This window comes from Paenibacillus vortex V453, assembly GCF_000193415.1.
Taxonomy (GTDB): Bacteria; Bacillota; Bacilli; order Paenibacillales; family Paenibacillaceae; genus Paenibacillus_AQ; species Paenibacillus_AQ glucanolyticus.
On the sequence record NZ_ADHJ01000025.1, the window covers coordinates 1 to 25511 of the forward strand.

The following is a 25511-nucleotide window of genomic DNA, read 5'->3' on the forward strand; positions in this document are numbered from 1 at the left end:
CAATTTTCGAATTATGCAAAATGCTCAAACAAGTAAGCAATTATACCAATCTCTATTAAAAGATAGATCAACAGCACGATAGATGTACTAAATACGCCAGTACCGTCATCCGTAACATAACCCATACTATTTAACCCAGATGGTAGCCATTGATTTGTATTTAGTATTGGTAAGCCCGCCACCGCCAGAACACCGAGTGCAATCAAACTGTACATTGCTTCCTGCCAAACCCAACTTACAATAAATACGATAAGTATGTAGTTAAGCATCTGTAAGAATCCATTCATAAAAAAATGATAAAAAATATAAGGAAAGAGCTCTGTCATACTCTCAGTAGTATCAAATGCTAGTGTTCGTCCTTGTATGAGACCAACTAGAATAGTGGCAAAAGCTAAAAAAAGTAGTAGGCTAATCACACTCAAAATAGTCCTTTTCATTAACTGGAAGAACCAACGGTAAAAAGACTTATATCGAATCATCAGGTAATAGATATGTCCGTTTAATAGATTACTCAAGTGAAGTTGAAATAAGTACACAAATCCTAAAAACACAATGCAGAAGTAAAGGTAAATATAAAGCGAAAACCCATCTTTAGATACACCGTAAAAATTGAAATATAAGTTCTCCCAGACATGTAGAACCTTTAATCCTGAATGTGTGAATTGCGTAAAAATTCCTATTAAACATATAGAGCTATATATAATAAAACGATAATGGTCAGATAAAAAGATGGCTAAACTCTGTAAAAAGCCCTTACTCCAAAGGACGATAAGGGAAAGAGAGATTGTAATGATCAAGATTAATAGAATAAATGATGGAAGAAAAGAATCAAATGTAGAATATGCAGAAGAAAGAATGCTGTAATTTGTTACATTTCCCAAAACGAATACAGCAGGGAAAATTTTATATGAGATGATCGCTCCTATAAAAAGAAACAAACTAGTACCGGCAATTACATTCATCCTCGGGAAACGTGCATAAATAGATGCTGTAACAACATGTAGCGTAACTAAAAAAAGACTGAGCAGTGCAGTTTGTAAGAGTAAAATGATCCAAGGAGACAAACCAGTTCCCTGTAAAACAAAAACAACATTATTTAAAGGTGAATATGTCATTCCCCAGACACTCCACTCATTTTCAACTGGAGTACCCATAGCAACTAAGAAACTAACCATTACGGAAAAAGTCTGGAATATGAACAGCATTGGGCTTAACCGGCTTATTGTATGGAATATCCATTTTGGAAAACTCTTAAGTCGAATAAGTAGAGTGTAATCCCATTCTTTAATGATAAGTTGACTTGAAAAAAACAACCAAAAAGGTAAATAAAAATAGATGTTCAAGAAAGGACTGCTCAAAAATGTGAAAATTATGTCCCATTGATTCAACGGAAGCTGTTCAAGATTATTTGCAGCAAAAGTCACACGAATACTCCAGCCATAGAGGAGAATAATGATAATGAAAATACTCCACTTCCATGTGGTAAATTCATCAAAGATCTTTTTAATATAACTCATAACAAGGTATCAATCCGTTCCAAATTCTTATTTACAAAGAAAGCAAGGATGGTACATATGATGAGAAGAAATAACAAGGGTATAAAAGCTGTCCAAATCGGCAATTGCATGTAGCTATACGGAAATATTGCATCAGGAAACCTAAAACGCATTAAACTATTGTCTAATCCCATCACGAAACTACCCAAAATATACATAAGAGAAGGGATGGATAAGGCCCAAAACTGGTTACGTATAATGATTACCAAAAAAAATCCAATCATAGCATAAACAGCAGCATTAAAACCCACCCAACAAGAATATAGAAAACCGTATGTTAGCGAACCATATTGTAGGAGTTGTGTGAAGGTATGTCGCGTATAGGAATCCTGAATGACTGTAGTTTCAGTAAGTTTGTAGGCTTCAGGTTCAAAGTGAATTAACCCTAACGGCTGAACAATATAGAAAGAAAATAAAAAATACCCGAACGTGAACACAAAAAAAACACCAAATGTGGTTAGGCTGTTAGCTATAAATTTTATCAATAACATCTTTCGAAGTGGAATTCTCATACGGGTATATACTAAAAATCGATTTTTTATTTCCTGAGAAAAGGAACCTACATAAACCAATGTAGCCAAAAGCACAAAAATAAGAGGCAATATACCCTCAAGCATGAAAGTGAAGACATCCAGACGATCTCGGAAAGAAACACTATTACGCTGCACTATAAAATAAAAAAAAGGCCCTAACATAAGAAGAAACCAAATCACGATTCGTTTGATAGAAAGAGAATTTTGTATCTCTTTCATGACAGAGTAATTTTCTATGTTAACAACTTCCCTTCTCTTCAGTAGGCATCCTGTTGAGTTTGTTTAATGGAGTGTAAAATGAAATTCTTAAAGAACAACATAAAAATGTTGTTCTTTAAGAATTGTTATAAAGGATTTATGCTAATGATTCCGTATATGAATTTTTAGTTACTTCTCCAGTCGTAATTAATGCTAGTATCCGGAGCGAAAAGATCTGAACTGAAAAATAGCCAAACATCAGAACCTTGTGATTGTGGGGCAGAAGGAGCATATACATTGCCTCCACGGACATTTCTTACATATGAACCTTTAATTCCTCCTGTTCCTTCTGTACGAACATCAACATTCTGTGCTGCAGTAGCATGCATACTTAAATCAGCAGAACCACCCGTAGCAGCCTTTTGTTGAATAGATGAAGTCACATTTCCATTATTACCTGGTAGGGTCCTTGACTCATTCCAAGTATAGGAAGTGCCAGCATAAGCTGCCGTTCCTGAAATTAGTAACGCACACGTGATAAAGCCAGCAAAAATTTTAGATTTTTTCAATTTTTTCACAGCTCCTTTATATATATTGTTATTAAATTTGAGAAACTAGTATGTATTGAAAAAATTTATCTCTCTCTCACTATTTGAAATGGTTAGATAGACTCGATTTTACATGGTAACGAATATAAAATTGGTTATCACCACGCCTCAAAGTCTTCATGTCAAGTATAGCGAAGAGATATATTATTCAATTAGATTTAGTTTCAAAATTTAATACTCCAAAAATATACCATAAAATATCAAAAAATGGAAACCTAATTTTGGGTTATAATATATTAAATACTATATTCTACCTATTGTATGCCTATAAAAATTCTATCTTTACATAGAATATATGGAAATATAATCATATCTTTCGATGTTATCCAAGCGCGAAAACACATTCTAAAACAACTTACTCATGTGTCGGAAATACTTGCTCCAGTAAGGCTCTACTATTCAACTTCGCCTACACAAAGACTCCCGTGACGAACTCATGCTGCCTTGTCAAATGCTGTAGTCCGTAAACGGCTCGTTTCGTTTTCCGAAACGCCTGTACCACACTTAAACCTTTAGCGACAACAGATTCTATCTCCTCACTCACTTTATATGAAGAATAATTTATTCCCCCATATTTTTTTCATTTGAACTTAAAAAGTTGGAGGTGTCGATACGGCAATGACCAGGGTCTCTCCTCTCCATACATTCTTATAGCTATGCGGCGTCCTGGCATCGAAATAAATACTATCTCCCTCTTCTAGCGTATATCTATCATTCCCTAGCATAAACTCCAAGCACCCCGACTGGACATACAGAAATTCCTCTCCTTCGCTGTGTCCTACACCCACATCACCAGAAGTCGCACCCTCTTCAAGAACCCCCCATATGGGTCCCATCTTATTTCTACTTCCCTCGCTAAGGGAATACCACGTAATACGTGAGCCTTCAGAATGTAGCAATGGTTTACGTTCGTTTTTTCTCACAACGATGCTTTGCTCTTTCTCTCCAAATAGATCAGTGAAATTAACATTCAACGCATTGGCAATCCTTTTTAGAACACTGATCGAAGGATTCGCTTTGTCCCGTTCAATTTCGCTGAGAAAAGATAATGAAATGGATCCTGCCTTTGCCACTTCTTTAAGTGTTAATTTCTGTTTTATTCGGGTATTTCTAATGACCTCGCCTATAGAATTCATCTTTCATTTCTCCTACACATTCATTTTTTTCGCTGTCAGCGAAATTTATATTTGATAATAATCAAAATATTGAGTAATAGCAAGCTTTCTTACGAAGGTTCAATTTCGGTGCAAAAACGTTGATTTACCAGCATTATTGGACTAAGATTTTAACAAGGCAGATGTGCAAATATCATCCCGGGACATTTACACATAATTCTTTTCCATATAGCATTTCATTTTCAGCGAAATTTTAAAGGAAGGCGATGAACCATATGACTAAGCTTCCTAAGATTTACACCGTAGGCGAAACTACGGTTACCCGAGTCACGGAAATGGTAATCAGTGGCGTTCCACCAGAAATTTATTTCCCAGGTACATGGGATCCCTCCTTTTTGGAAGCGAATAAAGAATCCTTCTCAGAGGGTTTGATTGATGAAAACTCTCAACTTATCGTCAGTATTGGCACCTGGGTTGTGAAAACTTCCCAACATACAATTCTTATTGATACAGCGACAGGTAATGATAAAAACCTGCCACTGAATCCGGATCTTGCTAATCTGCATCTACCTTATCTCGAGCGACTTCAAGAGGCAGGTGTTACTCCAGAAGAAGTCGATTACGTGTTACTAACTCATTTGCATGTGGATCACGTCGGTTGGAATACAAAGCTGGTTGACGGAAAATGGGTACCGACATTCCCAAATGCAACGTACGTATTTCCTATTAAAGAACAAGAGTATTACTCCAGCGAAGTGAGCCATAACAAAGAAAATGAAGCGAACTTCAACGTTTACGAAGAGAGTGTACTTCCTGTCATTGAGGCAGGCATGACGGAAACAATCGGTCCAGAAGGCGGGAAATTTCTAGATATATTTACATTCATTCCGACTCCAGGTCACAGTATTGGACAAATGTCCATTCGTCTTTCATCAGGTGATGAAGAAGCTTTGTTCGGGGCCGATATCATGCATCATCCCTTCCAAGTCATGAGGCCAGATTGGAATTCTATGTACTGTGAATTTGGTGAGCAGGCTCGAATCTCGCGCCGCTGGGCTTTGGAATACATCGCCGATCGTCCAATTATTTATTTCAGTACGCATTTCCCAGAGAGCTCAGCCGGATACGTCACTAGAAGCGAAGATAGCTTCAACTGGCACTTTATCTAATACATCAAAGAGAGGGTAAAATATGATGTCCAACCATACATTCAACAAATCTATCTCCATCGTATCTGAGAAATTTAACATTGCCAGCGATACGCCGGGGATTGAGCTATCGGTACCTTAATAAACGTCCAACATCTATGACTGTCTTCTCTAATGAGAAGACGATCGTCATGGTCCATGGTGCTACTTATCCAATTGGTAGCTTATACGATGTGGAGCTGGACGGTTTTACCTTCCTTGATTACCTCGCTAGTCACGGCTATGACGTCTATGGTGTAGATGTTCGTGGCTATGGTGGATCCACAAGACCGCCAGAAATGGATCAACCTGCCGATCAGAATCCTCCGCTTGTCCGTACAGAAACCGGAGTCCGTGACTTTGGCTCGGCTGTAGACTTCGTCCTGAAGCACCGCAATCTATCGAAGGTCAATGTACTTGGGATGTCTTGGGGCGGCACAGTGGCTGGAGCATATACAAGCCTTAATAACAACAAAGTGAACAAGTTAACTCTTATTGCCCCTCAATGGCTGAGCAACAACCCCATCCCTATTGATACTGGCGGCTTGCTTGGCTCTTACCGCCTTGTGCCAGCAGGTACTACTAAAGAACGCTGGTTAAGTGCTGCTCCTGAAGGGAAACGTGACAGCTTGCTCCCTGACGGTTGGTTTGAGAAATGGGTTGAAGCAACTCTGGCCTCGGATCCTAATAGCAAGACTGTACATCCTGAGCATATCCGTGCTACCAACGGGCCAATTCTAGACATACGTGAATATTGGACGGTTGGCAAAGCCTTCTACGAACCTAAAGATATCACCGTACCTGTCCTCCTCATTCATGCGGAGTGGGATATTGATGTACCGTTAGATTTGGCTCAAAATTTCTTTACTTCCTTAACCGGAGCCTCATATCGCCGTTGGGTGGAAATCGGAGAAGGAACTCACATGGTACTGCTCGAGAAAAATAGAGTTCAGGCGTTCCAAGCTGTTCAATCTTTTCTAGACGAGAATTACACACCAGCGGGTCAATAAACAACGCAATCAGCTCATTTCAATACGTTCTGACACCCGCAGCGTATTGCTGCGGGTTCTATATTAAGCGATCAGACACATGATCTCCATTAACGATTTGTCTTATTGGTCAAATCATCAATATTCTTGTTTCCCTCTTCTTTGATATCACCATAAACCCGTATCCCGTTCTCGGAAACGGCGTTATATAAGCGCTTCCCCGTATCCCGGGCATAACCCCACGCGAAACTCTTGCGTTCATTGACCTTTTTCAAAAGTTCGGTATTGGGGAACTCCTGGTTGTCTTTCGATTTCAAATAATTAAGGGCTGCCAGCAGATGTGAATTCTCTTTGTTCGCTAGACCTTGCATGGTTTCTCGTGCACGATTGATTTCCCCTTGTTTTTGTTCTTTCTGTTTATTGGCATCCCCTTCCCCTTTCTCTTTCCACCTCGTCCACTCGCCTCGTAATTGTTCATAAGCTTTATTCAGTACATTTTTTAAAGCCTCGTCATTATTCACGGACATAAATTCGCCGCCACCAGAGGCAGCAATCTGTCGAAGCAGTTTTTGTCCTTCGTTATCCACATCAAAACCAACAATATTCACGATCGTCTTCACTTTGGACTGATGTAGTTCTTTTGCAACTTGAGCAGGTTTTCCGCCGCAGGTTTCAATGCCATCACTTACGACGTAAACAACAGAATCGGTGGTCTCCGGATTGATATCCTTTTTGACAGATTGAAGAGCATTCGCGATGGGGGTCCAGCCTGCCGGCTCAACTTTTTGGAGTGCTGTTTTTATTTGATTCGTCTGATCGCCCTGGCCATGAAAGATCTCTTCTGTACTGTCGCAGGATACTCGCTTATCTTTCTGATCTCCTGTCCCTTTATGTCCATATACCCGTAGTGAAACTTCTGCATTGTTGGGCAGTTTATCTGCGAAAGTCTGAATCGCTTCTTTTGCCGAATCCATCTTTGATTTTCCGTTGATCTGTGCTTTCATACTGCCACTGGCGTCTAGCAGGATGGAGATATGCAGATTCCTGTTTACGGGCAATGTAATCTTGCCTTCGGGTCGTTCATTGTTCACGCTGATTTCGGTATCAAAGTTCATAAAAGTCGTGACGTACGGACGATAATCTTCAGCAAGTAGGAGAAGCAATTCATCCTTATATTGATCCGTAGTCAAGTTGCTTGGCAATTGATCCAACGCTGCCTGAACTTTCTGTTCATCATAGTTGGAACCGGCAAATCGCCCTGGAGGCTTCAATAATATTTCTTCGTCTGTCAAGGAAGTCTGAGTTTCGTTGTGGTTTGAGTCCGGTGGGTTCTGAATTTCGGAATGGGGTTCATTGAGATCGGAATCCGGCGAGTTGTGATTGTTTGAATTGTTGTTCTCCGGTTCGTCCTTTTGAATGGATTCTGATGCGTCTTGATTTGTTAAAACATTCTTATCCTGTTCATGACTGCAACCCGCTAGAAATACGATGAACGCTATTAATATGAAGAGAGAACTTCGAATCATTAACTTTCCTCCATTTCACAGCTTTTGCTGGTACGTGCAGACCCGTTGTGCCGATTTCCACTGCAGCCGGCCCCGACGGGCTCGCCTTAATCAGTCCTTCCGTATTCCATTTACCTACGAATACACTCAAGCGAGTAAGCGTAGGATCCGGGTTGGGCGGATTGTGTGGGGCAAGGGAAGCACCCTTTTCTGACATTAATTAAGTTCCTCCTTCATCATTATGAAATGATAATTTACTTTTAATCTATCATGAGACAGGTGATGTGGCTTCTTATCGATTGCTATTTCCGGAAGTCGAATCACCTCTCTCCGGACATCGACATGTGTCTCACACAGGTAGTCCTTTATATAGTCATCCGGGTGTCTTTTGTCTCAGTTCTTAAATTCCAACACGCCGTTTTTATCACTTTCTCACCCTGTTACTCGTTGTGGTATTAAGCTAATCTGCCCGTTACTTCAAGGATTAACAAAAGACGCCGCCCTTGCGGCAGCTTTGTTCTATCGTTCTTCTTTAGCATAATCGTTACTCTTTCTCTAGCGGCATCCAGATCGCCCCTTTATTTTACCATATGTATGCGGATTTGGATGAATTCGGTGCTTGTTTATGCCGTCTGTAATGGAACCGAGTTCTTGACATTAAAACGTCAGGGTTTCGCGACACTTGGAGATCTAAGCGGTGACGAACCTTGCTTTGTGTGACGTCCTTCGTATGAAATCATAAAGGGAATGTAATAAGTCGGGAATGTTATCAAGTACTTGTCATCCGAATCTAATCACTAATTGTTTTCTTTCTCATCTGATAACAGATCCAGATTAGAGGGGTTAGCTTTCTACATAAGTCTCTTCTCTCCCCCGTGCTTTCACCTGGGAGCACCGCTGGAATTGAATGCGAGTTTGCATGGAAGCTTAGTTAGATACTTATCTAATCAATAAACGCATCATGTTCTTGTCTTTTACGCCTATCGGGACAAGAACTTGTTCCAATAAAACAAAAAAGCCGCTATAATAGCGACTTTTAATGGGACTATGGCGTATGTATACACCCCAAAGCCATATCCCTCAACAGTTTTATATCAAACGGTTATATATCAATAAATCCACTCTACTGCTATATTCATAGTCATCTGATCGAAACAATAACTTAAATTGACATATCAAAATGATAAAAACTCAGGTAGTTGTTGTTCACGCTTGTCGAGCATAATCTGTTCCGGCTTAATGCCCTGCTCACGCAGTACTTCAATGTTCTGAAGGAGGAATTCGTCGCTGCCGACAACATAGAACAGTCCATCCTTGTCTGTAGCAAGATTTTTCACTTCTTCATAGTAGTCTGTACGATTATCGACGAACTGTGATGTGAACTTCTTGTCAGGAACGGATTCGAAAATATTAGTAAATAAGAAATCTTTTGATGAATCTATGTTCAGGGAATGAATTTGATTGACATGGTCAGCGCGTTCGAAATAATCAAGAACAAGCGGTCTGAAAGTTGCCAGTCCGACACCTGATGACAGCAGGTAAACATTTTTGTCTTCTCTTTTAAGCGGTACATTCGAATGAGTTTTAAATATGGCAACTTCATCGCCGACTTTAAGATTTCTTAAAATCGTTTTAAACTCAGAACACTGCTCTCTGATTCGTGTTGTGATACCGATTGATTTTTCGTGCGGTAAAGTAGAGATTGACATGTGGCGAATCAGGCTGCGGTTTGGTTTATCTCCGGCATTGAACCCTTCCAGTGCGAAGTGGGTGTGGGAACCTTCTTCCCATGTAAAGTCTTTCGGACAATCGAGGAGGTACGTTTTAACCTCCGGTGTTTCTTCAATAATCTTATTTATTTTAGTCCAATATATTTGCATGATGTATCCTCCCTACTCCATTATATGTATCGTTTTTAATATACAACAAGTGATAACAATTCTCAATGCACTATCCTGCCTGTCACTTTAATAAAAAAGGTGCAATGGTAGTCTGCTCTCTGGTTATCTTTCTTCATTTGTTTACGTTTTCAAGAACCGTTTTTCAGCTTTCGTATACGTCTAATTTTTTGTAACCAAGCTTGATCTAATAACCTTGGGAAGAAACGATAAATACGCCATGCCCACCGAACGGAAGCCGGGAAAATAATGATAGCTTTATTTTTGATAACGCCCTTTAATATAATATCAACGGCCTCGCGTGGATTCATTGCTCCTATAGGCAGTGATTGCACTATTTTTTCATTTGCTACATTGGCAACTGTCATGTTCTTATAAATGTCGGTTTGAACATGTCCGGGACAGATCGTACTCACCTTGACCCCCAGATCAACTCCCTCATACCTTAACGATTGTGAAAATCCGACGACTGCGTGTTTACTTGCGCAATATGGCGTGTTGCCGGGCTGCGGCATTAATCCTGTGGCCGAGGCTGTATTGATGATATGTCCAAACCCTTGTTTCGCCATCACCTGATAGGCTATCATCGACCCATAAAGGACACCACTGAAATTGATGTCCATAACTTTTTTCCACTGCGCTAGGGTCAAATCTCTGACATCCCCGCCAATCGCAATGCCGGCATTATTAAACATATAGTCAATCCTGCCATATTGTAATACGGTAACATCAATTAGGTGTTGAATATCCATTTCGCTAGCGACATCGACACGCATATAGTTTGCGGTTCTACCACTATTCATGATCTGATCTGCAGTCATTTTAGCATGATCTTCACGAATGTCTGCTACGACAACGGTTGCTCTCATTTTAGATAATTGGCAACAGAGCTCTCTTCCGATGCCAGCACCTGCGCCGGTCACGATGACAACTTTGTTCTTAAAATGTTTCACTATATTACCTCCCTGTTATTGACTGACGTCAGTCAATTATATGATAAAAATAAAACAACTTTCGAAGAAGTTGTTAATCAAGGCCTAACATGCGTTTATAAAAATACTTTAGCTTTTCTAATCTTTCTTCATCCGACATGCTTGAATCAATCGACTGCCAGCCGTATAAACAAAATTTCGCTGTCTCCTCAGGATATGAGCAGTTGAAAGTACCATCCGCATTTCCAATTCTAATTAACTCTTTAAAAATAGGGAGAATCATTTTGATTCCTGTGCTGCCAATTCGCTTGTGGATCTCCTCATTCTCGTGCTGATGTATGGTTGTAATTAAAGAGGCATCTTTTTTTAGCATATTGCTTGTAAACAGGAACATTTTTTCTAACCGATCCGCTGCGCTGATTGCGTTGTCTTTCATCAGAACCATTAAATCTGTCAATATCTCTTTAGCCCACTCTTCAACTACGGCATCGAGCAATTCTGATTTTGATTTCACGTAGTGATATACGAGCCCATGTGCTACGCCCATTCTATTTGTAATATCACTAATTTGTGTTCCGTCGTACCCCTTCTCCTCAAACAATTCCTTGGCTGTCTGAATAATTTCCGCGCGTCGCTCCTCTGGTGGTTTCGTCTTTCGAGCCATGTATGTTAACCTCCTTATGTAAAATCATGAGATTACTTCAAAAGTTAATATATCAAGTTCATTGACTTGAGTCAATCAGAATATAATCTGGCCCTAATGACCCCTAGCGACCTCTTCACTCGTCAGCCTACCCCGCAGCTTGTCCACACAAACTGCACATCTGTCTGGACTCCGGAGCATTCCGGGCACATATCGACCGTCGAAGCGGGAGTTGCCGCCGAGCCGACGGTATCCGGTTGACTAAATCGGTGTAAGCGGTTGCGGATGAATGCGGTAAAAGTCTCATTAAGCTGCCTCTGTGCTTCTGCGCTTACGGTGTCGAAGACATTTTAGACTGAACCCAATAGGTGACAAAGCGGCGGTCGAAGATCTGAATATAAAGCTTTAGACTCCCGCTGTTAATATGAAATCTACGATTTTAAAATCCCACGGGCAGACCGAGGGATGGCGATATCCTCGATGCTTGAATACGTTGTTATCTGATGAATTCGCCTTCTATGAAACCCTAATATCTTTTACTTAATTTCTTAAATGCCGAGTAATCCTTATCGGACTTAATAAAACTTAATATCATTTCGGCACATTCTGTTGGATTCAGCTCTTCCGTATTTACCTCAAGGTCATATTCATTAAAACAATATACTTTGTCGAACTGGGAATTTGCTAGTCCAATCTGTCGATCTCCTCGTATTTGCTCTCTTCTTGTGAGTTCTTCTTTCGAGCATAGGACACCTACGAATAATGTAGGATGATCAAAAAGTACATCAAGATAGTCATTAAACCGCTTGTCATTGTCGATTACGGTATCGACGATGACATTCAAACCCATTTCTGAAAACAATTTAATTGTTGCATAGTACACTGACATTATGGGATCAAAAAGTATTTGTCCGACATCATCCACTTCTCTTGTAGGTTCAATATCTGGAAATTTAGTATCAATAAAATCATCGTAATTACCAAAAAAATCGTCTATGGATAAATGATGAAAAGGAATCTCTTTCTGATTTTTCAGTTCCATAGAAATACTAGTCTTTCCTGAACTTGAAGTTCCGTTCATAAACACAATGAGTCCTTGCTTCAAACAAATCACCCTCGCATATAAGATTTGCGTATCATTCGGACAAAAATATATTCACACAGTTCATTCAATTATCCAACTGATAAAATATTCGAGAAGCGATTAAACTATCCTGCCTTTCGCTTAATGAAATAGCTGTATAATTCAGTTAGATACTTATCTAAGCGGTAATCGGATCGTGTTTTTGTCCTATTCGGCAATCGGACAAGAACTTGTACGAATAAAACAAAAAGCCGCTAAATTAGCGACTTTCTATGAGATTATGTTCTATTCCCTCACAGGACAAGAAAGACCAATCGGCTCCGAGCTCCCCCGGTCCGATCGGCCTTTCACGAGTCATCCTATAAAATGAATTAAGCGGACGTGCTGCGGCTTGAAACCCGATGCTCCGACGCGGACCTGAATACGGTCGCTTTGCGTTACGCCTGCAGCATTGATCCATTCAGCATAATATTCGTAAGTACCTGGCGCCCGATCATGGATTTCCGTGACAGCCGCCTGCATACCAGGCGAAGTGTTGGTCAAAGCCTGGGTGTCGATCAGTACGCCGTTTTCATAGAGACGGTATTCGGCAGCATTCGTCCCCCACCACAGGTTGGCGCTAATCAGATAGCTGCCATCTCCGTCCCAATTATCGTGCGACAATACGGGCTTGCCCGGCGAAGCATCCGTCACCGTTACGCGAAGCGGCTCCGACTGTGATACGCCCCATGCATTGACCAATTCGCCGACATACGTATATACGCCATTGGCCTTTCCCTTAATATCGACAGAAGCCGTCTGCATCGAGGGAGAAGCCTCTTTCAATGGGATGGTTTGAATCAGGACGCCGTCTTCATACAGTTTGAACTCCGAGCCGTTATTTCCCCACCACAAATTCATCGTCACCTTATAATTTCCGTCTCGAAGGCCTGTACTATAACCATTATTGTCTGACAGTACAGGTATGCCCGGCGCTGCGGCGGCATTCGGCTGCTTCACCTGGAATACAGCCCGGTCTGAGGCCACGTTGCCTGCGGCGTCCTCTACGCGGTATTCAATGACATGCTCTCCTGCTCCCAGCTCCTTGGCGCTGATCGTCTGACCCTCTTCAATCAGTTGTCCGTCCAGTAGGACCTTCTGGGTAATGACGCCGGAGATCTCGTCCGTGCTGTGAAGCTCAAACTTCAGGTTATCCTGCTCCCATACGTCTCCGATTCGGCTCCCCGATTGAGTCAACGTCACGGCAGGGGCTGTCTTATCCAATTTGATTTCCATCGTCTTCACCTCTTCAGTCACATCACCGGCAGAAGAGTAGTATTGAATGATGTTGATTCCCTCTCTGTCGACAACCACAGGACCCGAGTATTCGGACTCAGCTCCGTCATTCAACCAATAGATGGTCGATGCCGGCTCCGGACCTGTAGCCGTCAAAGTAAGGGTCACATTCCGGTTAATCCAACCGTTCGAGTTCGGCTGCTCCGATAGAGCGGCAGAGGTTTCCGGAGGAACGTTCGCCTGAGAAAGTGAAATATCGCTTATTCCCCGAACCTTCAATTGATATACGTCTTTAAAGATCGAGGATACACCTTGAAGATTGACAATTTGTCCTTCTTCATAAGGAAAATCGCCCAAGCTCAGCCCAGTTCTAACATCCACGCGGACGTGGTTGCTGACCCCACTCGCGCTGATCGCATCAAATTCGAAGGAGCCCGATGGGGATGCCGTAATGATATTCGTGATTTTCACCTGCTGAAGTGCAATCAGTTGGCCTTGATTGGCAGCATTTACAGAGTCGACCTTAACCGCCTCCGGCAGTTCCTCCGTACCCACCTTTTCGATTAAGACCGGGCTCGCTAATTCCAGCTCTGTGTTATAAAGGGTGGTTGAGGCTGTAAGCTTTACCACATCGCCTTGATGAAACCCCGTGCTGCTCTGATACACATAGACTCCGCCGGTAGCATCCTGCAAATAGAAGGTTTGTCCTCCATAGATCCCTGGTTCAGTCGTTACAGTACCTTGAACCGTGATCAGACTTCCTTCTGGCTTGCTTCTTCCTTCCGCTATCGTAATCAATTCCGGAATCGAGCTGCCTGCATCCGGCAATGGCTCGGCAGGCACGTTACCTAAAGTCACGGATTGGGTCAACAGATTATTGCCGTTCTGGCGCAATCGAAGATTGGCTCCCCCGGAAGTGCCTGGCTTGACGCGTATCGTCAGATCCTTATAAGCTCGCCCTTGACTATCGGCGGTCAAGCTGAAGGTGTCCCCATATCCATACGCGGTTGGCCAGGTTCCGTCCGCTCTTTGCGTCATAGCTACCTGGGTTCCACCCGTCAAATAGATCCCTGCGCTAAATCCGGTCACCGTTGAATTGGCAGGCAGGTTCTCGATAAGAACACGGATTTGAAACTCTGCTGCATTCGGTAAAACGGATTGGTGAACAAAGCTATAGACTGGCGATGCGCTCACTGTAGCACCGCCGTAAGAACCCGGCTTGAAGGTCGATCTGTCCCACCATTTATAACCCGCGGCCGGCGTAGACCAAGGTTCAGACTGAGGCTCCGTTGAAGCCTGTGGCGCTTCGAAGGAATGCAGCTCTGTTACCTCATCCAATTGAAGGTCACCGACTTGTGCCAGACTTGTATAACTCTCCTGATCAGCCAGCCAATTGATCATATTGACTAACAAAACGGCATCATCCTGCTCCTTAAAGCCATCATAGGTTGTCTTTTTAGCTCCTGTTTCTTCGCGCAAATACTTTGGTGTGGCATCTTCTACCGGAGAGGAATCACCGATAAAGGCCGCTTTACCCAACCCAACCTTGGCTACGGCAACATAAGGTCCCTCCTCCATGCCGCCGCCGTTATATACGCCCTGATCGACCGCATTTCCCCATGACTCATTCGTCTGCGGAAGATACACAATGCCCTTGGCCTTGGCCGGATCGGTAATCGCTAGTGTAGAACCGGCATGCATCGCAATTCCGTCAACTCCCTCGGTGATTCCAAAGGCCTGATCCGGTTCTACAATATGATTAGCTGTGATATCACCCAATGCGTTATACCGGAAGCGAACTCCGAAATGGTCTGCGAGCCAATCCGAGCTGACGACGTCTTGCATCGCCTCTGAGTTTCTCTCTTCCGAACTCATGCCCTTAGCCGGATCCTCCCAAGCCCCTCTGCGATACCCGTTGATCGCCTCGGAGCCATCCCAGCGGTTCTTGTTACGGTCAGCATTATAGTGGTCGCCAATGAAGAAAATACTTCCTCCATTTTGTACATATTGCTCCATCGCAGCCTGCTCGCTCTGCTTGAAGGGAACGTTCGGCTCAGCAATAACAAATACGGAATAGCCGCGTAGATCGCTGTAAGAAATCGGCGTTGACTTGCGCAGCTCGGCGACATCAAATCCGTCAGCAGCCAGTGCTTGTCCAAAATCGGAAAATCCGCCGTCAATAACCCAGTCTGCAGCACCTGCGGTCTGGGCATGAGCGTTGTCAAAAAGAATTTTCTTGCCGGCATTCTCATTTACCACTTTGGCAGCAATAAAGGGTGCGGGATCGTTCGGACCCTCGGCATGCACGGGTGCGAGTATCGCACCCAGTTCCAGTTGAATCGTAAATGCCAAGGATACAGCAAGTCCGATCCCCAACCACTTCGTCCCGATCTTCTTTCCAAGTCCAACCAGCTTTCTGCTCATAATTTCCCTCCCATGAGATTTAGAGTAGTTTTACACCCTTATTTTTACATGTGATTATTAGCTTAAAAGCCAGGTTACGTAAAATTAAAAGAAATTTATATACCTATATCAGTTGAACTCATGAGTTTACGCTAGGGGCAACCAACGTGTGAAGTGTTGTTCTTACGATCGCTGTTGTTCCCGGATTTCTCTGATTGCACTAATCCCATCATCGAGTAAACATCCGCTCACAAAGGTGAACGCTAAGTAGCATAGGCTTCCGATACCGTTTTCTTTTTTATCTGTGTTCTTCAAAAATAACACTGCGTTTACCATGACACGTAAGTAGTTGTTTATAATAGCTGTATTCCATTTAAGTTCCACATTTATCTGATCAGCATGGGAGGCAGCCATTGATGACATCTATGAATTCTATAAATCTGACGATTCTGCATACGAGCGATATTCACGGTCACCTGTATCCGACCGATTACCGTGGCCCTGGCGACAAGCCGCTTGGCCTTGCCAAGCTGTCAGGTCTGATTCAGAAAGAGAGAAGCCGAAGCACCAATCTGCTCCTGATTGACAACGGAGACTTGCTTCAAGGAACGCCGCTGATGTATCACTATGCCAAGTTAAACCGCCACGGTCTGCATCCTGCAGCCCGAGCGCTTCATGCACTTGGATATGATGCAGCTGTGCTTGGGAATCACGAGTTCAATTACGGACAGGAGCTGCTTCGACAGGCGATCCGTGATTCCGATTGTCCATGGTTATCTGCTAACATTGTAAACAAGACTGACGGAAAGCCTGCATTCGGCAAGCCATATCGGATCTTTGAGCTTCCGCAAGGCATTCGCATCGCCCTGCTCGGACTTACCACCCACTTTATTCCGAATTGGGAGGAGCCGAATCACATCGAAGGCTTGTCCTTTATTGATGCGCTGGGTGCTGCCAAGTACTGGGTAGACAAGATTCGTTCGACGGAACAGCCGGATGCGGTGATTTTGAGCTATCACGGGGGCTTCGAACGCGATCCCATGACTGGTGAAGCGACCGAACCCTTAACCGGTGAAAATCAAGGCTATGCTATATGTGAAACGATCCAGGGTGTCGACATACTGCTCACCGGCCACCAGCACCGCCTGTTAAACGGGGAGATTAACGGGGTAGTCATTACGCAGCCTGGCAGTGCCGGACAAGCGATTGCAAAGGTAGAGCTTGAATTTCAGGCGGTTCCAGAGAAGGGATGGCGGCTATCGGGCAAAACTTCCTCATTGCTTCTTGTAGATGAAGCGGATCAGGCGGATGAGGATTTTCTGGCTCTATTTGCTGAGGATGAACGGCAAACGCAGCATTGGCTCGATCAACCCATAGGCCGCACCGAGGGAGATCTCTCGATTCCCGATCCGTTCACAGCTCGCCAGGCAGATCATGCCTTTACGGAAATGATAAATCGGATTCAGATGGAGGTGACCGGGGCTGAGCTCTCTCTGGCTGCCATCTTTACCAATGAAGCCAGAGGCTTCGGAGAAATCATTACCATGCGGGATGTGGTGTCCAACTACATTTATCCTAATACGTTAAAGGTTATCCGCATGAGGGGAAGCGACATCCGAGCCATGCTGGAGCAGACTGCTGAGTACTTTGAGGTGAATGAGACCGGTGATGGACTGTGCATTGCGCCGTCTTATCTGGAGCCAAAGCCGCAGCATTTCAATTATGATATGTGGGAAGGTATCGACTATACGCTCGATATCTCAAGGCCCGCCGGGCAGCGGGTGGTCAGATTGGAACGCCACGGAACGCCTGTGGATCCGGATGAAAGCTTCGATGTTGTCATGAACAGCTACCGGGCTGGCGGTGGCGGTAACTTCGACATGCTGAAGGACGCGCCTGTGGTTCGTGAAATTCCGACCGATATGACAGAGATTCTTGCAGATTACATTTCCCGGGTGGGCGTGATCCAGGCGACTTGCAATCATAATTGGGAGGTTGTTTACTGAGCTTATTAGGCAGTCTCTTCCCCTAAATCCACAATGAAAAAGGCGGCGCCAGAGACACATTCTCTGACGTCGCCCTTTTTCAGTTAGAGTTGGTGGCGAATTTCCTCATCGGAAACGCCGAATTAGTTGCTTTTAGGGCAACTAGGCAGCACCAGCAGCCTGTCTCCCGCTTATCCTTTTACCAGCTTAGTCCGAAGCTTGTTGGATATCCACTCGATGATCAGAATCAGTATAACCAATCCGATCAGAATCGCCCCGACCTGATTCCACTTATACCCGTTCATGGCAAAGATCAGCGGGGCACCGATCCCTCCTGCTCCAACCAAGCCCAGGATAGATGCTTCGCGCATATTCATATCGAACCGGTAAATCATTACCGAGAGGAACAACGACATCAATTGCGGCAAGATGCCGTAGCGTACTTTTTCAAAGGTCGTGCAGCCAATCGAGGTCATGGACTCAAGCACCTTGGTATCGAGCTCCTCAATAGCATCCACATACAGCTTGGACAGCATTCCGACCGACGTAATCCCTATCGTCATCACACCTGAGAACGGTCCAGGACCGGAGACGCGGATGAACATCAAGCCATACACGAGGGCAGGAATCGTCCGGATGAAGATCAGCAGCAGGCGGGTAAGCCAAGCCACCGGCTTGGGTACGATATTCGAAGCAGCCAGAAAGGCAAGCGGAACGGATAAGATCGCCCCTACAATGGTCCCCAAAAATGCAATGGCTACCGTCTCAAGCAGCAAATACAATACGCTCTGTTTTGAAACGCTCAAGAGCAAGTTCAAGTCAGGATTCAAAATTCCCGTTATTATATTCTGAGCGATTTTGAGACCGCTCTGATTGATATCCTTCAAATTAACAGCAGCAAGCGACCAAGCAAACAGTGCAATAATAATCACCGTAAGCGTCAGCACATACCGCATATTACGAGGTTGGGCCTGAAGTTGCTTCTCAATCGTCGTCACTAAACTAACCTCCTCTCTTTCATCAAATCAGCTTTTTACGGAAATGCTCACTAGTCGTCTCGATCAGATAAACCGTGATGACCAATGCCAAAATGATCATCCCTACATTCTGATAATCACGCCAGCCCAAATCTTCTTTAATCAACAGGCCAACTCCGCCCGCACCCACGTATCCCAGGATCGCCGCATAACGTACATTCCCCTCAAAGCAGAACAGCGAATTGGACAAATAGCTTGGCAGCACCTGTGGAAACATGGCATAGCGAAATGCCTGAATTCTTGTCATACCGATGGATTCCATCGCTTCAAATGGACCCATATCCACATTTTCGATCTGCTCATACAGCAGCTTGCCTACATAAGACAGCGTAAACAGCAGAATGGCTACCACGCCCGCGGTTGGCCCCAAGCCAAAGATAAAGGTAGCAATCAAGGCGGTGACCAGGGTTGGCAAGGTACGCAGCAGACTCAGAATAATCTTAAAGAAGGCTGTCACCAACCGGTTTGGAACGACATTGGAGGAGGCCAAAATCGCTATAGGCAGCGCAAGCAGCGCGCCGATCATGGAGCCGATAAGCGACATCTGCAGGGTGTCTACAAGCGCCCCCCACAATTTAGGAAAGTACGCCCAATCCGGCGGAAACATTTCGCCAATCATCCCGAACAGCTTGCCTATTCGCACAAACAACACGTTTAGATTAAAATTCGTAAATTCCACGGACAGAGCAACTGCCACAAGGAGGAGCAATAGAATCAGTGGTGTGCGGGAGCGTTTCTCCAGAACGATCTTGCCGTTCGGAAGAGCAACCTTTTTAGGTGGAAATAGTTTGTCATACATAAGCAATCTCGGCCTCCGCTTGGACTGACATTTCCTCCTCAAAACGGCCGCCGTAAATTTCGCCAAGTACTGCCGTTGTGACCCCGGAAGCCTCCCCGTCAAAAACAACCTCGCCCTGGCGAATGCCAATAATGCGGTCGGCATATTCCAGTGCTACCTCGACATGGTGAATATTCATAATCACCGAGAACTTCATCTCCTGATTAATACGTTTGAAATCATCCATGACCATCCGGGATGTCACCGGATCAAGCGAGGCAATCGGCTCATCCGCCAGAATAATATCCGGATTCTGAGCAAGCGTCCGCGCCAGTGCTACCCGCTGCTGCTGACCGCCGGACAACTGATCCACACGCATATATGCCTTATCAAGGATGCCTACTTTATCTAATGCCTCCAGCGCCTTGATCTTATGATCCTTAGTGAAGATTCCAGTCAGCTTGCGCCACAACGGCAGATCTGGGACAAAGGAGACCAGTACATTCTTGATCACAGAAGTTCTTGTCACCAGATTAAAGGATTGAAAAATCATGCCGATTCTCCGGCGGAACCGGCGAACCTGGCTGCCCTTCAGCTTCCCTACATCTATGCCATCCACATTGAGCTGGCCTCCGGTAATCTCATGCATTCGATTAATACAACGGATCAGTGTAGACTTCCCCGCACCGGAGAGACCGATGATGGCGACGAATTCGCCCTGCTCGATGGACAGATTAATATTTTTCAAGGCTGTAGTTCCGTTTGCGTATTTTTTCTCCACCTGTTTGAATTCAATCATGGCATATAAGCTCCGATCCTTTAGTCTGCGTAAAAACGTGAAAAAATGAGGGCATCACGTTGCCATGATGCACTCATTTCATTCCAAAGCTTCCGTCTAACTTCCTCGCCTTGATCGTGGATTACTGCTTTTGACTCTTGATCAGCTCTTGAGCCTTGCGCTCGTTGTCGTAATCCGAGGATTTTGCTTCTTGGTAGCCTTCATGACTGTACACGGCGATAACTTCTTTTCCTTTGTCTGTTTGAGCAATGGCGATAAAGGCCTTTTGCAATGCAGACTTGAATTGATCATCCATCAGCGAAGAGTTTTTGCTTACGCTGATTGTATCGTTATAGATTCCTTGCGTAACTCCGATCACATTCGTCTCATCCCAGATCGAAGCGGAACGGCTGAACTCGGTTGTCCATTTTTCTTCATAATCTCTTCTTGCATCAGCAAAAGCTACAATGATATCCACTTGACCAGCCGCCAGACGGGCGAACGAGCTTCCGTAAGAGTCCGAAGTCACCACATGTTTCAGATCGGTGATGCTCTTGTTGTAGTTATTTTGAAGCCACAGTGTCGGGTAAATGTAACCCGCGGAAGACGAAGTGGACATTACTGCCCAGTTTGCACTGTCCAGCTCTTCCCAAGTCAAGGATTCGCCCGCATTTACCTTAGCTGCCAGCTCTTTACCTTTATCCGTTGGGCCAGCAATGGCAATCGAACGGTAGTAGGTTGCTTGCTCGTCTGTAGGTGCCGTCGGTTTATTGTCGTTCCAATCCTTCGGATTGTCGGAATCGTTGGACAGACCCGCACGGGTAGCAGTCAGAATCACATCTGCACCGTCATCATACAGGGCATACGTTCCGCCCGGGATGAACCCGATGTCCGTCGTCCCTGCCGTCAAAGCCTCACCAACCGCCTCATAAGTCGTACCTACATCGATCGTAACCTTTTCCACATTGTAGCCTTCCGTAGCCAATTGCTCTTTCAGAAGATCCTTCAATGGATCTGTTGCCGTAATGATTTGGTCTGGGTCCTTGGATGGAACGAAGCTGACCTTAAGCTCCTTGATCTCTGTTGCAGAAGGTGTTGATTCTTGCGCCGTATTCGTCTGAGGTGCAGGCGTCGTATTATCCGCTGCTGCTCCGTTGTTTGCCGTGTTTCCGTTAGAACCGCATCCTGCAAGAAGGCCTACGCCTAATGCAAATACTGCAGTTAACATCCATCTGTTTTTCACTATCAAATACCCCCACTTTTTATAATTCGGATTCACCGAGTGTCTAGCCTCTCCTTTTGCAAACCCAAATTCATCATACAAGCCTATTGTTATCGAATGATTATCTACCTGTAAAAAATTTGAAACGCTCATTTACATATAGTTAACCTTATGAAAACAAATCTCTGGGGGATGGGACAAAATCTAAATCGTAGCTTGCAGTCAAAAAAAAAGACTCCCAAAGGAGTGCCCTGCAAAAGTCTCGCTTTTTGTTAAACAAGTATTCCGAACTGGAAGATCTACGGTATACTGCAAAAAAAGCAGTCCATCCTCAAATGAGGGCGGGCTGCTTTTGTTCGTTAATTTGACCATCTGCTGTACATTCACTACGAAAGTGGTGAGGTAAACTTGTATACGCATAGAAACGCTCTTTACCTCGATTACATTATTTTAGAAGCTCCGAGCTTGGTTGCATGAATCCCTACAATAGTCAGCCACGCAATGTCCGCCAAGATTAAGAATCGTCCGAACATACCGGCCAAAACCCCCGGTCCAAATTGCCCGTCTTGCGGAATTTGAAGCACAAATAGGAGCATCGCAACGATTGCAATAATCGCGCTAGTGAGCAGCACTCTCTTCATAGGACGCCAAACATCAAGTCGGCTTAACGAAAGACTAATCAATAATGCGGCTACCGGCGTGTAGTCCAGCATCGCTCCGATTGAGTGCATGCTGCCGCTAAATGTAGCATCATCAGGACTAACCGTGATAGGATCGGTCACGAAGATGCCCGCGATTATAACGCCTATTGCACTGATCCCAAGAATAACAAGTCCTATGTATCCCGTAACCGTGCGAATATGCGGGAAAATCGTAATTGCTACACTGATTTGAGCAAGAGCCAGCAGCCCAAAAGCCAGGTGCATCATCCAACCAAAGTCGCCAAGAGCATATTCGCTGATAAAACGCCACTGTCGGGTCAAATTCGGGCTCCAGCAAATGAAGGCTGCTTAGGAGAAGCACGAACAATCCTCCAGCGATAATCGACGCAAGGGCAAACCTGGAGCCCGTCACCGTTAAAGATTTTACCATGACCCACTGCTTAGCCAATGCCTATCCCTCCTGCTGGCGAGACCCTCGTCATCGTCGATTCATAGCCTCCCTCGCCGGAATAATGCCATGCTCCCGAATGGGAGTTTCCGTCAGAGCGGAATGTCCCTTTATAATAGTAAGGTGATCCCTTGTCTCCAGCCCAAATGACGAGCGAATCCCCTTCCAACTCATAAGCATAATCGAAGGTATTGCCTAACGTATCATAATATCGGGACCGAATATCCGGACTCTTGCTTTCGCCGAAGGGTTTTAAATGCCCAATCATCTCGATCCCTTTCACTTCTTGTCCATTCTGGGAAAGATGGACACGTTGTATCAAAAAGTATCCGCCTTCCATCCACTCGTAGGTTACTGTTCCTTCTGCTCCGCCGCTGATTTGCCAAGAACCGACTAGTCGATCAAGCGTCTGAAGATTCGCCATGCTCCCATCTCCTTATTGTTCGGAATCCGCTACAGCTTTTGCTACTACATCAGGAGCCATGATAACCGCGGAATGATCTTGACCGGCGAGCGAATGAGCTGCAGCCTTTGGTAGAAGCTCGACAAGCGCGCGTGCCGCGTCATGGAAAAGCGGTTCGCTGTTTTCCCCCGTCATAATCAAAGTAGGAACCGTAACGTTCCATCTGCCGGTTGGCAGTGTGTTCCCAGATTGCGTCGTTCCCATAATGATGCCATCATAAGCAAGTGTGTGTGCCAGGGACTCCATCTTGTTCCAAGAAGGATCGGCTTTCATATAGCCGATGTATTCTCCGGGGATGCCTAGGGCCTCGGATGCGAAATATTCGACTGCTTCAGACCTTTTCTCGGCTTTGATTAGCGCATTCAAATGTTCGACGTAGTCACTAGGTACAGGTTTACGGCTGTCGTTAATAATGAATGGCGGTTCATACAAGAAGAGCTTCGCAACCGAATCTCCTAACAAGTTCGCGGCCTCAAGCGCCAACACGGCTCCGGATGAGCTTCCGAACAAATAAGCCTGTCCTCCGGCGAGTGCAATTAAAGCCTCGATATCTTCCACTTCACGTGCGGTTTCGTAGGGTGAGGTATCCGTACTGCGGCCTCGTCCGCGACGATCGTAATTGTATACGGTGAAGCTGACAGACAAGTGCTCAGCTAAAGGTGAAGCATCCTGATGGTCAGCCGCCGCCGATGATATAAGGATGATTGCAGGACCAGTCCCTTGTTTGGTATAAGCGATGTGTGTCCCATCTTTTGAAATAACGGTTTCCATTGTGTCGTTGCCTCCTATTAACGTTTCTAAGTATTCTTCCAGTCGATCATAAGCATCGGTGAATCCTTCAATCATGCCCATCGCTTCCGCGTTGTCCAATTGTTCGTTGGTAGCGAATCGCGTTACGATGCTTATTCGTGTTCCCCCGCTTTTCTCCTCGAACAACACGGTCGTGTACATTTCGCTATCCAGAACCATATTCCAATCGCTGTCGGCAAAAGTGTCTATGTACACCAGTTTGCCCGGTGCCTCTACTACGTCATAGGTGGCTCTGCAATAGGCCGCCTCGCCGCTATTGTCTTCCGCCTGAAGACTATACCGCCACACGCCACCTGGCCGCACATCCATTTCGTAAACGATTGTCGTCCAGCCCTTTGGCCCCCACCATTTAGTAATATGTTTGGGCTCCGTCCAGCCTTCCCATGCCAGATGGACAGGCATTGCAACGTTACGTTCGACTGTGAGTTCTCTACGCTCGCGGTTTTTACGAATGGTAGTTTTTCTTTTCATTTGCAGTCATCCTTTTCAGGTAGTTTTCAAGGAAATCCAGCCTTTGGTTCCAGACTTCGCGGTAATTCAGCATGTAGCTCGCGATGAAACTGTTGATACCTGTCATTGGTCCTCCTTCTTCTTGTAATCCAGCATATACTCCTCAAAATTATCGAGACGCTCTTCCCATAGAATGCTGAAGGAATCAAACCATTCATCCAGCTCCTGGAAAGGTCCAGCTTCGAGGCTGTATATTCGCAATTGTGCTTTGCTCCGTGAGCGTACCATTCCAGCCTCGCTCAAGATGCGCAAATGACGGGATACGTGCGGCTGGCTGATCCCTAGCGCTTGGACGATTTCGCCTACCGATTTGGGCCCATTTCTTAGCAACTCAACGATGTTGAATCGATTGGGTTCGGCAAGAGTAAGTAACGTTAACTGCATAGTTGTTGTTCTCATGAACTTAATATATATCAATATGTATATACACGTCAATATATATTTGTGGATTTATGAATTTAACTTTCACTTCATAAGGAATTAGCGCAATTTTCGTAAAAATGGCAAGCTAAGCTGCAAATTTCTTTACTATTCTACCCATTGTTCAATTGTGGCGGGATGCTCCCGGAGAATTCGCCACAAGATTCACTTAATCCTATGTTCGTAGAGCAGTTTCACAGTTGATATATGTGTATCCACCTCGCATTTCCCCACATCAATCCAATAACCTCTCTTTATACAATCGTCTCATGGACGACGATTGCGCATACTTGGATCACATTAAATCCCGGATTTTATCTCCTGATCCTGCAAAATGCGCCGGTAAGAAGTCAAGCTGCTTCGTTCAAACCCCACCATGTGCTCGCTTGAAGTTTCAGTGCGGCGAGCTTCAGAAAAGCCTCTTCCCATGTCAAACGATGTAAAGGAATGCGAAATATAAAACGACCACAAA

22 protein-coding genes are annotated in these 25511 nt (G+C 44.6%); 4 read left to right on the plus strand and 18 right to left on the minus strand.

Annotated elements, in window-relative coordinates; genetic code table 11:
- Positions 1-11 precede the first annotated feature (11 nt).
- The 4 genes from PVOR_RS14945 to PVOR_RS14955 all read right to left on the minus strand — a co-directional run bounded on the left by PVOR_RS14945 (position 12) and on the right by PVOR_RS14955 (position 4031).
- Complete coding sequence (locus PVOR_RS14945) at positions 12-1517, minus strand: hypothetical protein (protein WP_006210142.1); 1506 nt, start codon at positions 1515-1517, stop codon at positions 12-14.
- The gene (locus PVOR_RS14950) at positions 1514-2308 is read right to left on the minus strand and encodes a hypothetical protein (protein WP_006210143.1); all 795 of its coding nucleotides are present in this window, start codon (positions 2306-2308) and stop codon (positions 1514-1516) included. The genes PVOR_RS14945 and PVOR_RS14950 overlap by 4 nt, the downstream gene beginning before the upstream one ends.
- Positions 2309-2472: 164 nt before the next feature.
- On the minus strand, positions 2473-2865 hold the full coding sequence (locus tag PVOR_RS30365) for a hypothetical protein (RefSeq protein ID WP_138917789.1): 393 nt from the start codon (positions 2863-2865) through the stop codon (positions 2473-2475).
- A 620-nt stretch (positions 2866-3485) separates the two neighbouring features.
- Positions 3486-4031 carry a helix-turn-helix domain-containing protein gene (locus PVOR_RS14955; protein ID WP_006210144.1) on the minus strand — a complete coding sequence of 182 codons (546 nt, stop codon included), beginning with the start codon at positions 4029-4031 and terminating at the stop codon, positions 3486-3488.
- 254 nt (positions 4032-4285) lie between these two features.
- Here PVOR_RS14955 and PVOR_RS14960 point away from each other — a divergent pair, with 254 nt between their 5' ends.
- Positions 4286-5179 (plus strand): MBL fold metallo-hydrolase, encoded by an 894-nt coding sequence (locus PVOR_RS14960; protein ID WP_006210145.1) that lies wholly within the window; start codon positions 4286-4288, stop codon positions 5177-5179.
- A gap of 101 nt (positions 5180-5280) precedes the next feature.
- A complete protein-coding gene (locus PVOR_RS14965; protein ID WP_234972993.1) occupies positions 5281-6207 on the plus strand; it encodes an alpha/beta hydrolase in 927 nt (308 codons plus the stop codon).
- Between the two features lie 89 nt (positions 6208-6296).
- Here PVOR_RS14965 and PVOR_RS14970 read toward each other — a convergent pair whose 3' ends face one another.
- The 4 genes from PVOR_RS14970 to PVOR_RS14985 all read right to left on the minus strand — a co-directional run bounded on the left by PVOR_RS14970 (position 6297) and on the right by PVOR_RS14985 (position 11185).
- A complete protein-coding gene (locus PVOR_RS14970) occupies positions 6297-7712 on the minus strand; it encodes a vWA domain-containing protein (protein ID WP_006210148.1) in 1416 nt (471 codons plus the stop codon).
- A gap of 1154 nt (positions 7713-8866) precedes the next feature.
- Complete coding sequence (locus PVOR_RS14975) at positions 8867-9571, minus strand: hypothetical protein (RefSeq protein ID WP_006210149.1); 705 nt, start codon at positions 9569-9571, stop codon at positions 8867-8869.
- A 149-nt stretch (positions 9572-9720) separates the two neighbouring features.
- A complete protein-coding gene (locus tag PVOR_RS14980; RefSeq protein ID WP_006210150.1) occupies positions 9721-10542 on the minus strand; it encodes an SDR family NAD(P)-dependent oxidoreductase in 822 nt (273 codons plus the stop codon).
- 73 nt (positions 10543-10615) lie between these two features.
- A complete protein-coding gene (locus tag PVOR_RS14985) occupies positions 10616-11185 on the minus strand; it encodes a TetR/AcrR family transcriptional regulator (protein ID WP_006210151.1) in 570 nt (189 codons plus the stop codon).
- A 66-nt stretch (positions 11186-11251) separates the two neighbouring features.
- On the opposite strand from PVOR_RS14985, the gene PVOR_RS30675 reads away from it, so the two are divergent.
- Positions 11252-11425, plus strand: a complete 174-nt coding sequence (locus PVOR_RS30675; RefSeq protein WP_197477130.1) for a hypothetical protein — start codon at positions 11252-11254, stop codon at positions 11423-11425.
- A 265-nt stretch (positions 11426-11690) separates the two neighbouring features.
- Here the strand turns inward: PVOR_RS30675 and PVOR_RS14990 are convergent, their stop codons facing one another.
- The gene (locus PVOR_RS14990; protein ID WP_006210152.1) at positions 11691-12269 is read right to left on the minus strand and encodes a chloramphenicol phosphotransferase CPT family protein; all 579 of its coding nucleotides are present in this window, start codon (positions 12267-12269) and stop codon (positions 11691-11693) included.
- Between the two features lie 333 nt (positions 12270-12602).
- Positions 12603-15947, minus strand: a complete 3345-nt coding sequence (locus tag PVOR_RS14995; protein ID WP_006210153.1) for a chitinase N-terminal domain-containing protein — start codon at positions 15945-15947, stop codon at positions 12603-12605.
- A 395-nt stretch (positions 15948-16342) separates the two neighbouring features.
- On the opposite strand from PVOR_RS14995, the gene PVOR_RS15005 reads away from it, so the two are divergent.
- Positions 16343-17932 carry a bifunctional metallophosphatase/5'-nucleotidase gene (locus PVOR_RS15005; RefSeq protein WP_006210155.1) on the plus strand — a complete coding sequence of 530 codons (1590 nt, stop codon included), beginning with the start codon at positions 16343-16345 and terminating at the stop codon, positions 17930-17932.
- A 170-nt stretch (positions 17933-18102) separates the two neighbouring features.
- On the opposite strand, the gene phnE (PVOR_RS15010) is transcribed toward PVOR_RS15005, so the two are convergent.
- The 8 genes from phnE (PVOR_RS15010) to PVOR_RS15045 all read right to left on the minus strand — a co-directional run bounded on the left by phnE (PVOR_RS15010) (position 18103) and on the right by PVOR_RS15045 (position 25003).
- Positions 18103-18909 (minus strand): phosphonate ABC transporter, permease protein PhnE, encoded by an 807-nt coding sequence (phnE, locus tag PVOR_RS15010; protein WP_006210156.1) that lies wholly within the window; start codon positions 18907-18909, stop codon positions 18103-18105.
- A 22-nt stretch (positions 18910-18931) separates the two neighbouring features.
- Positions 18932-19747 carry a phosphonate ABC transporter, permease protein PhnE gene (gene phnE, locus PVOR_RS15015; protein ID WP_006210157.1) on the minus strand — a complete coding sequence of 272 codons (816 nt, stop codon included), beginning with the start codon at positions 19745-19747 and terminating at the stop codon, positions 18932-18934.
- Complete coding sequence (gene phnC / locus PVOR_RS15020) at positions 19740-20525, minus strand: phosphonate ABC transporter ATP-binding protein (protein WP_006210158.1); 786 nt, start codon at positions 20523-20525, stop codon at positions 19740-19742. The genes phnE (PVOR_RS15015) and phnC overlap by 8 nt, the downstream gene beginning before the upstream one ends.
- 121 nt (positions 20526-20646) lie before the next feature.
- Entirely contained in the window at positions 20647-21747 is a 1101-nt protein-coding gene (locus tag PVOR_RS15025) for a phosphate/phosphite/phosphonate ABC transporter substrate-binding protein (protein ID WP_419144513.1), read from the minus strand.
- 419 nt (positions 21748-22166) lie between these two features.
- The gene (locus PVOR_RS15030; protein ID WP_006210160.1) at positions 22167-22709 is read right to left on the minus strand and encodes a DUF998 domain-containing protein; all 543 of its coding nucleotides are present in this window, start codon (positions 22707-22709) and stop codon (positions 22167-22169) included.
- 119 nt (positions 22710-22828) lie between these two features.
- Positions 22829-23260: a hypothetical protein gene (locus tag PVOR_RS15035; RefSeq protein ID WP_006210161.1), complete on the minus strand. Its 432-nt coding sequence runs from the start codon at positions 23258-23260 to the stop codon at positions 22829-22831.
- Positions 23261-23272: 12 nt separating this feature from the next.
- Complete coding sequence (locus tag PVOR_RS31780) at positions 23273-24580, minus strand: alpha/beta fold hydrolase (protein WP_006210162.1); 1308 nt, start codon at positions 24578-24580, stop codon at positions 23273-23275.
- A gap of 102 nt (positions 24581-24682) precedes the next feature.
- Positions 24683-25003 (minus strand): ArsR/SmtB family transcription factor, encoded by a 321-nt coding sequence (locus tag PVOR_RS15045; protein ID WP_006210164.1) that lies wholly within the window; start codon positions 25001-25003, stop codon positions 24683-24685.
- Between the last annotated feature and the right edge of the window lie 508 nt (positions 25004-25511).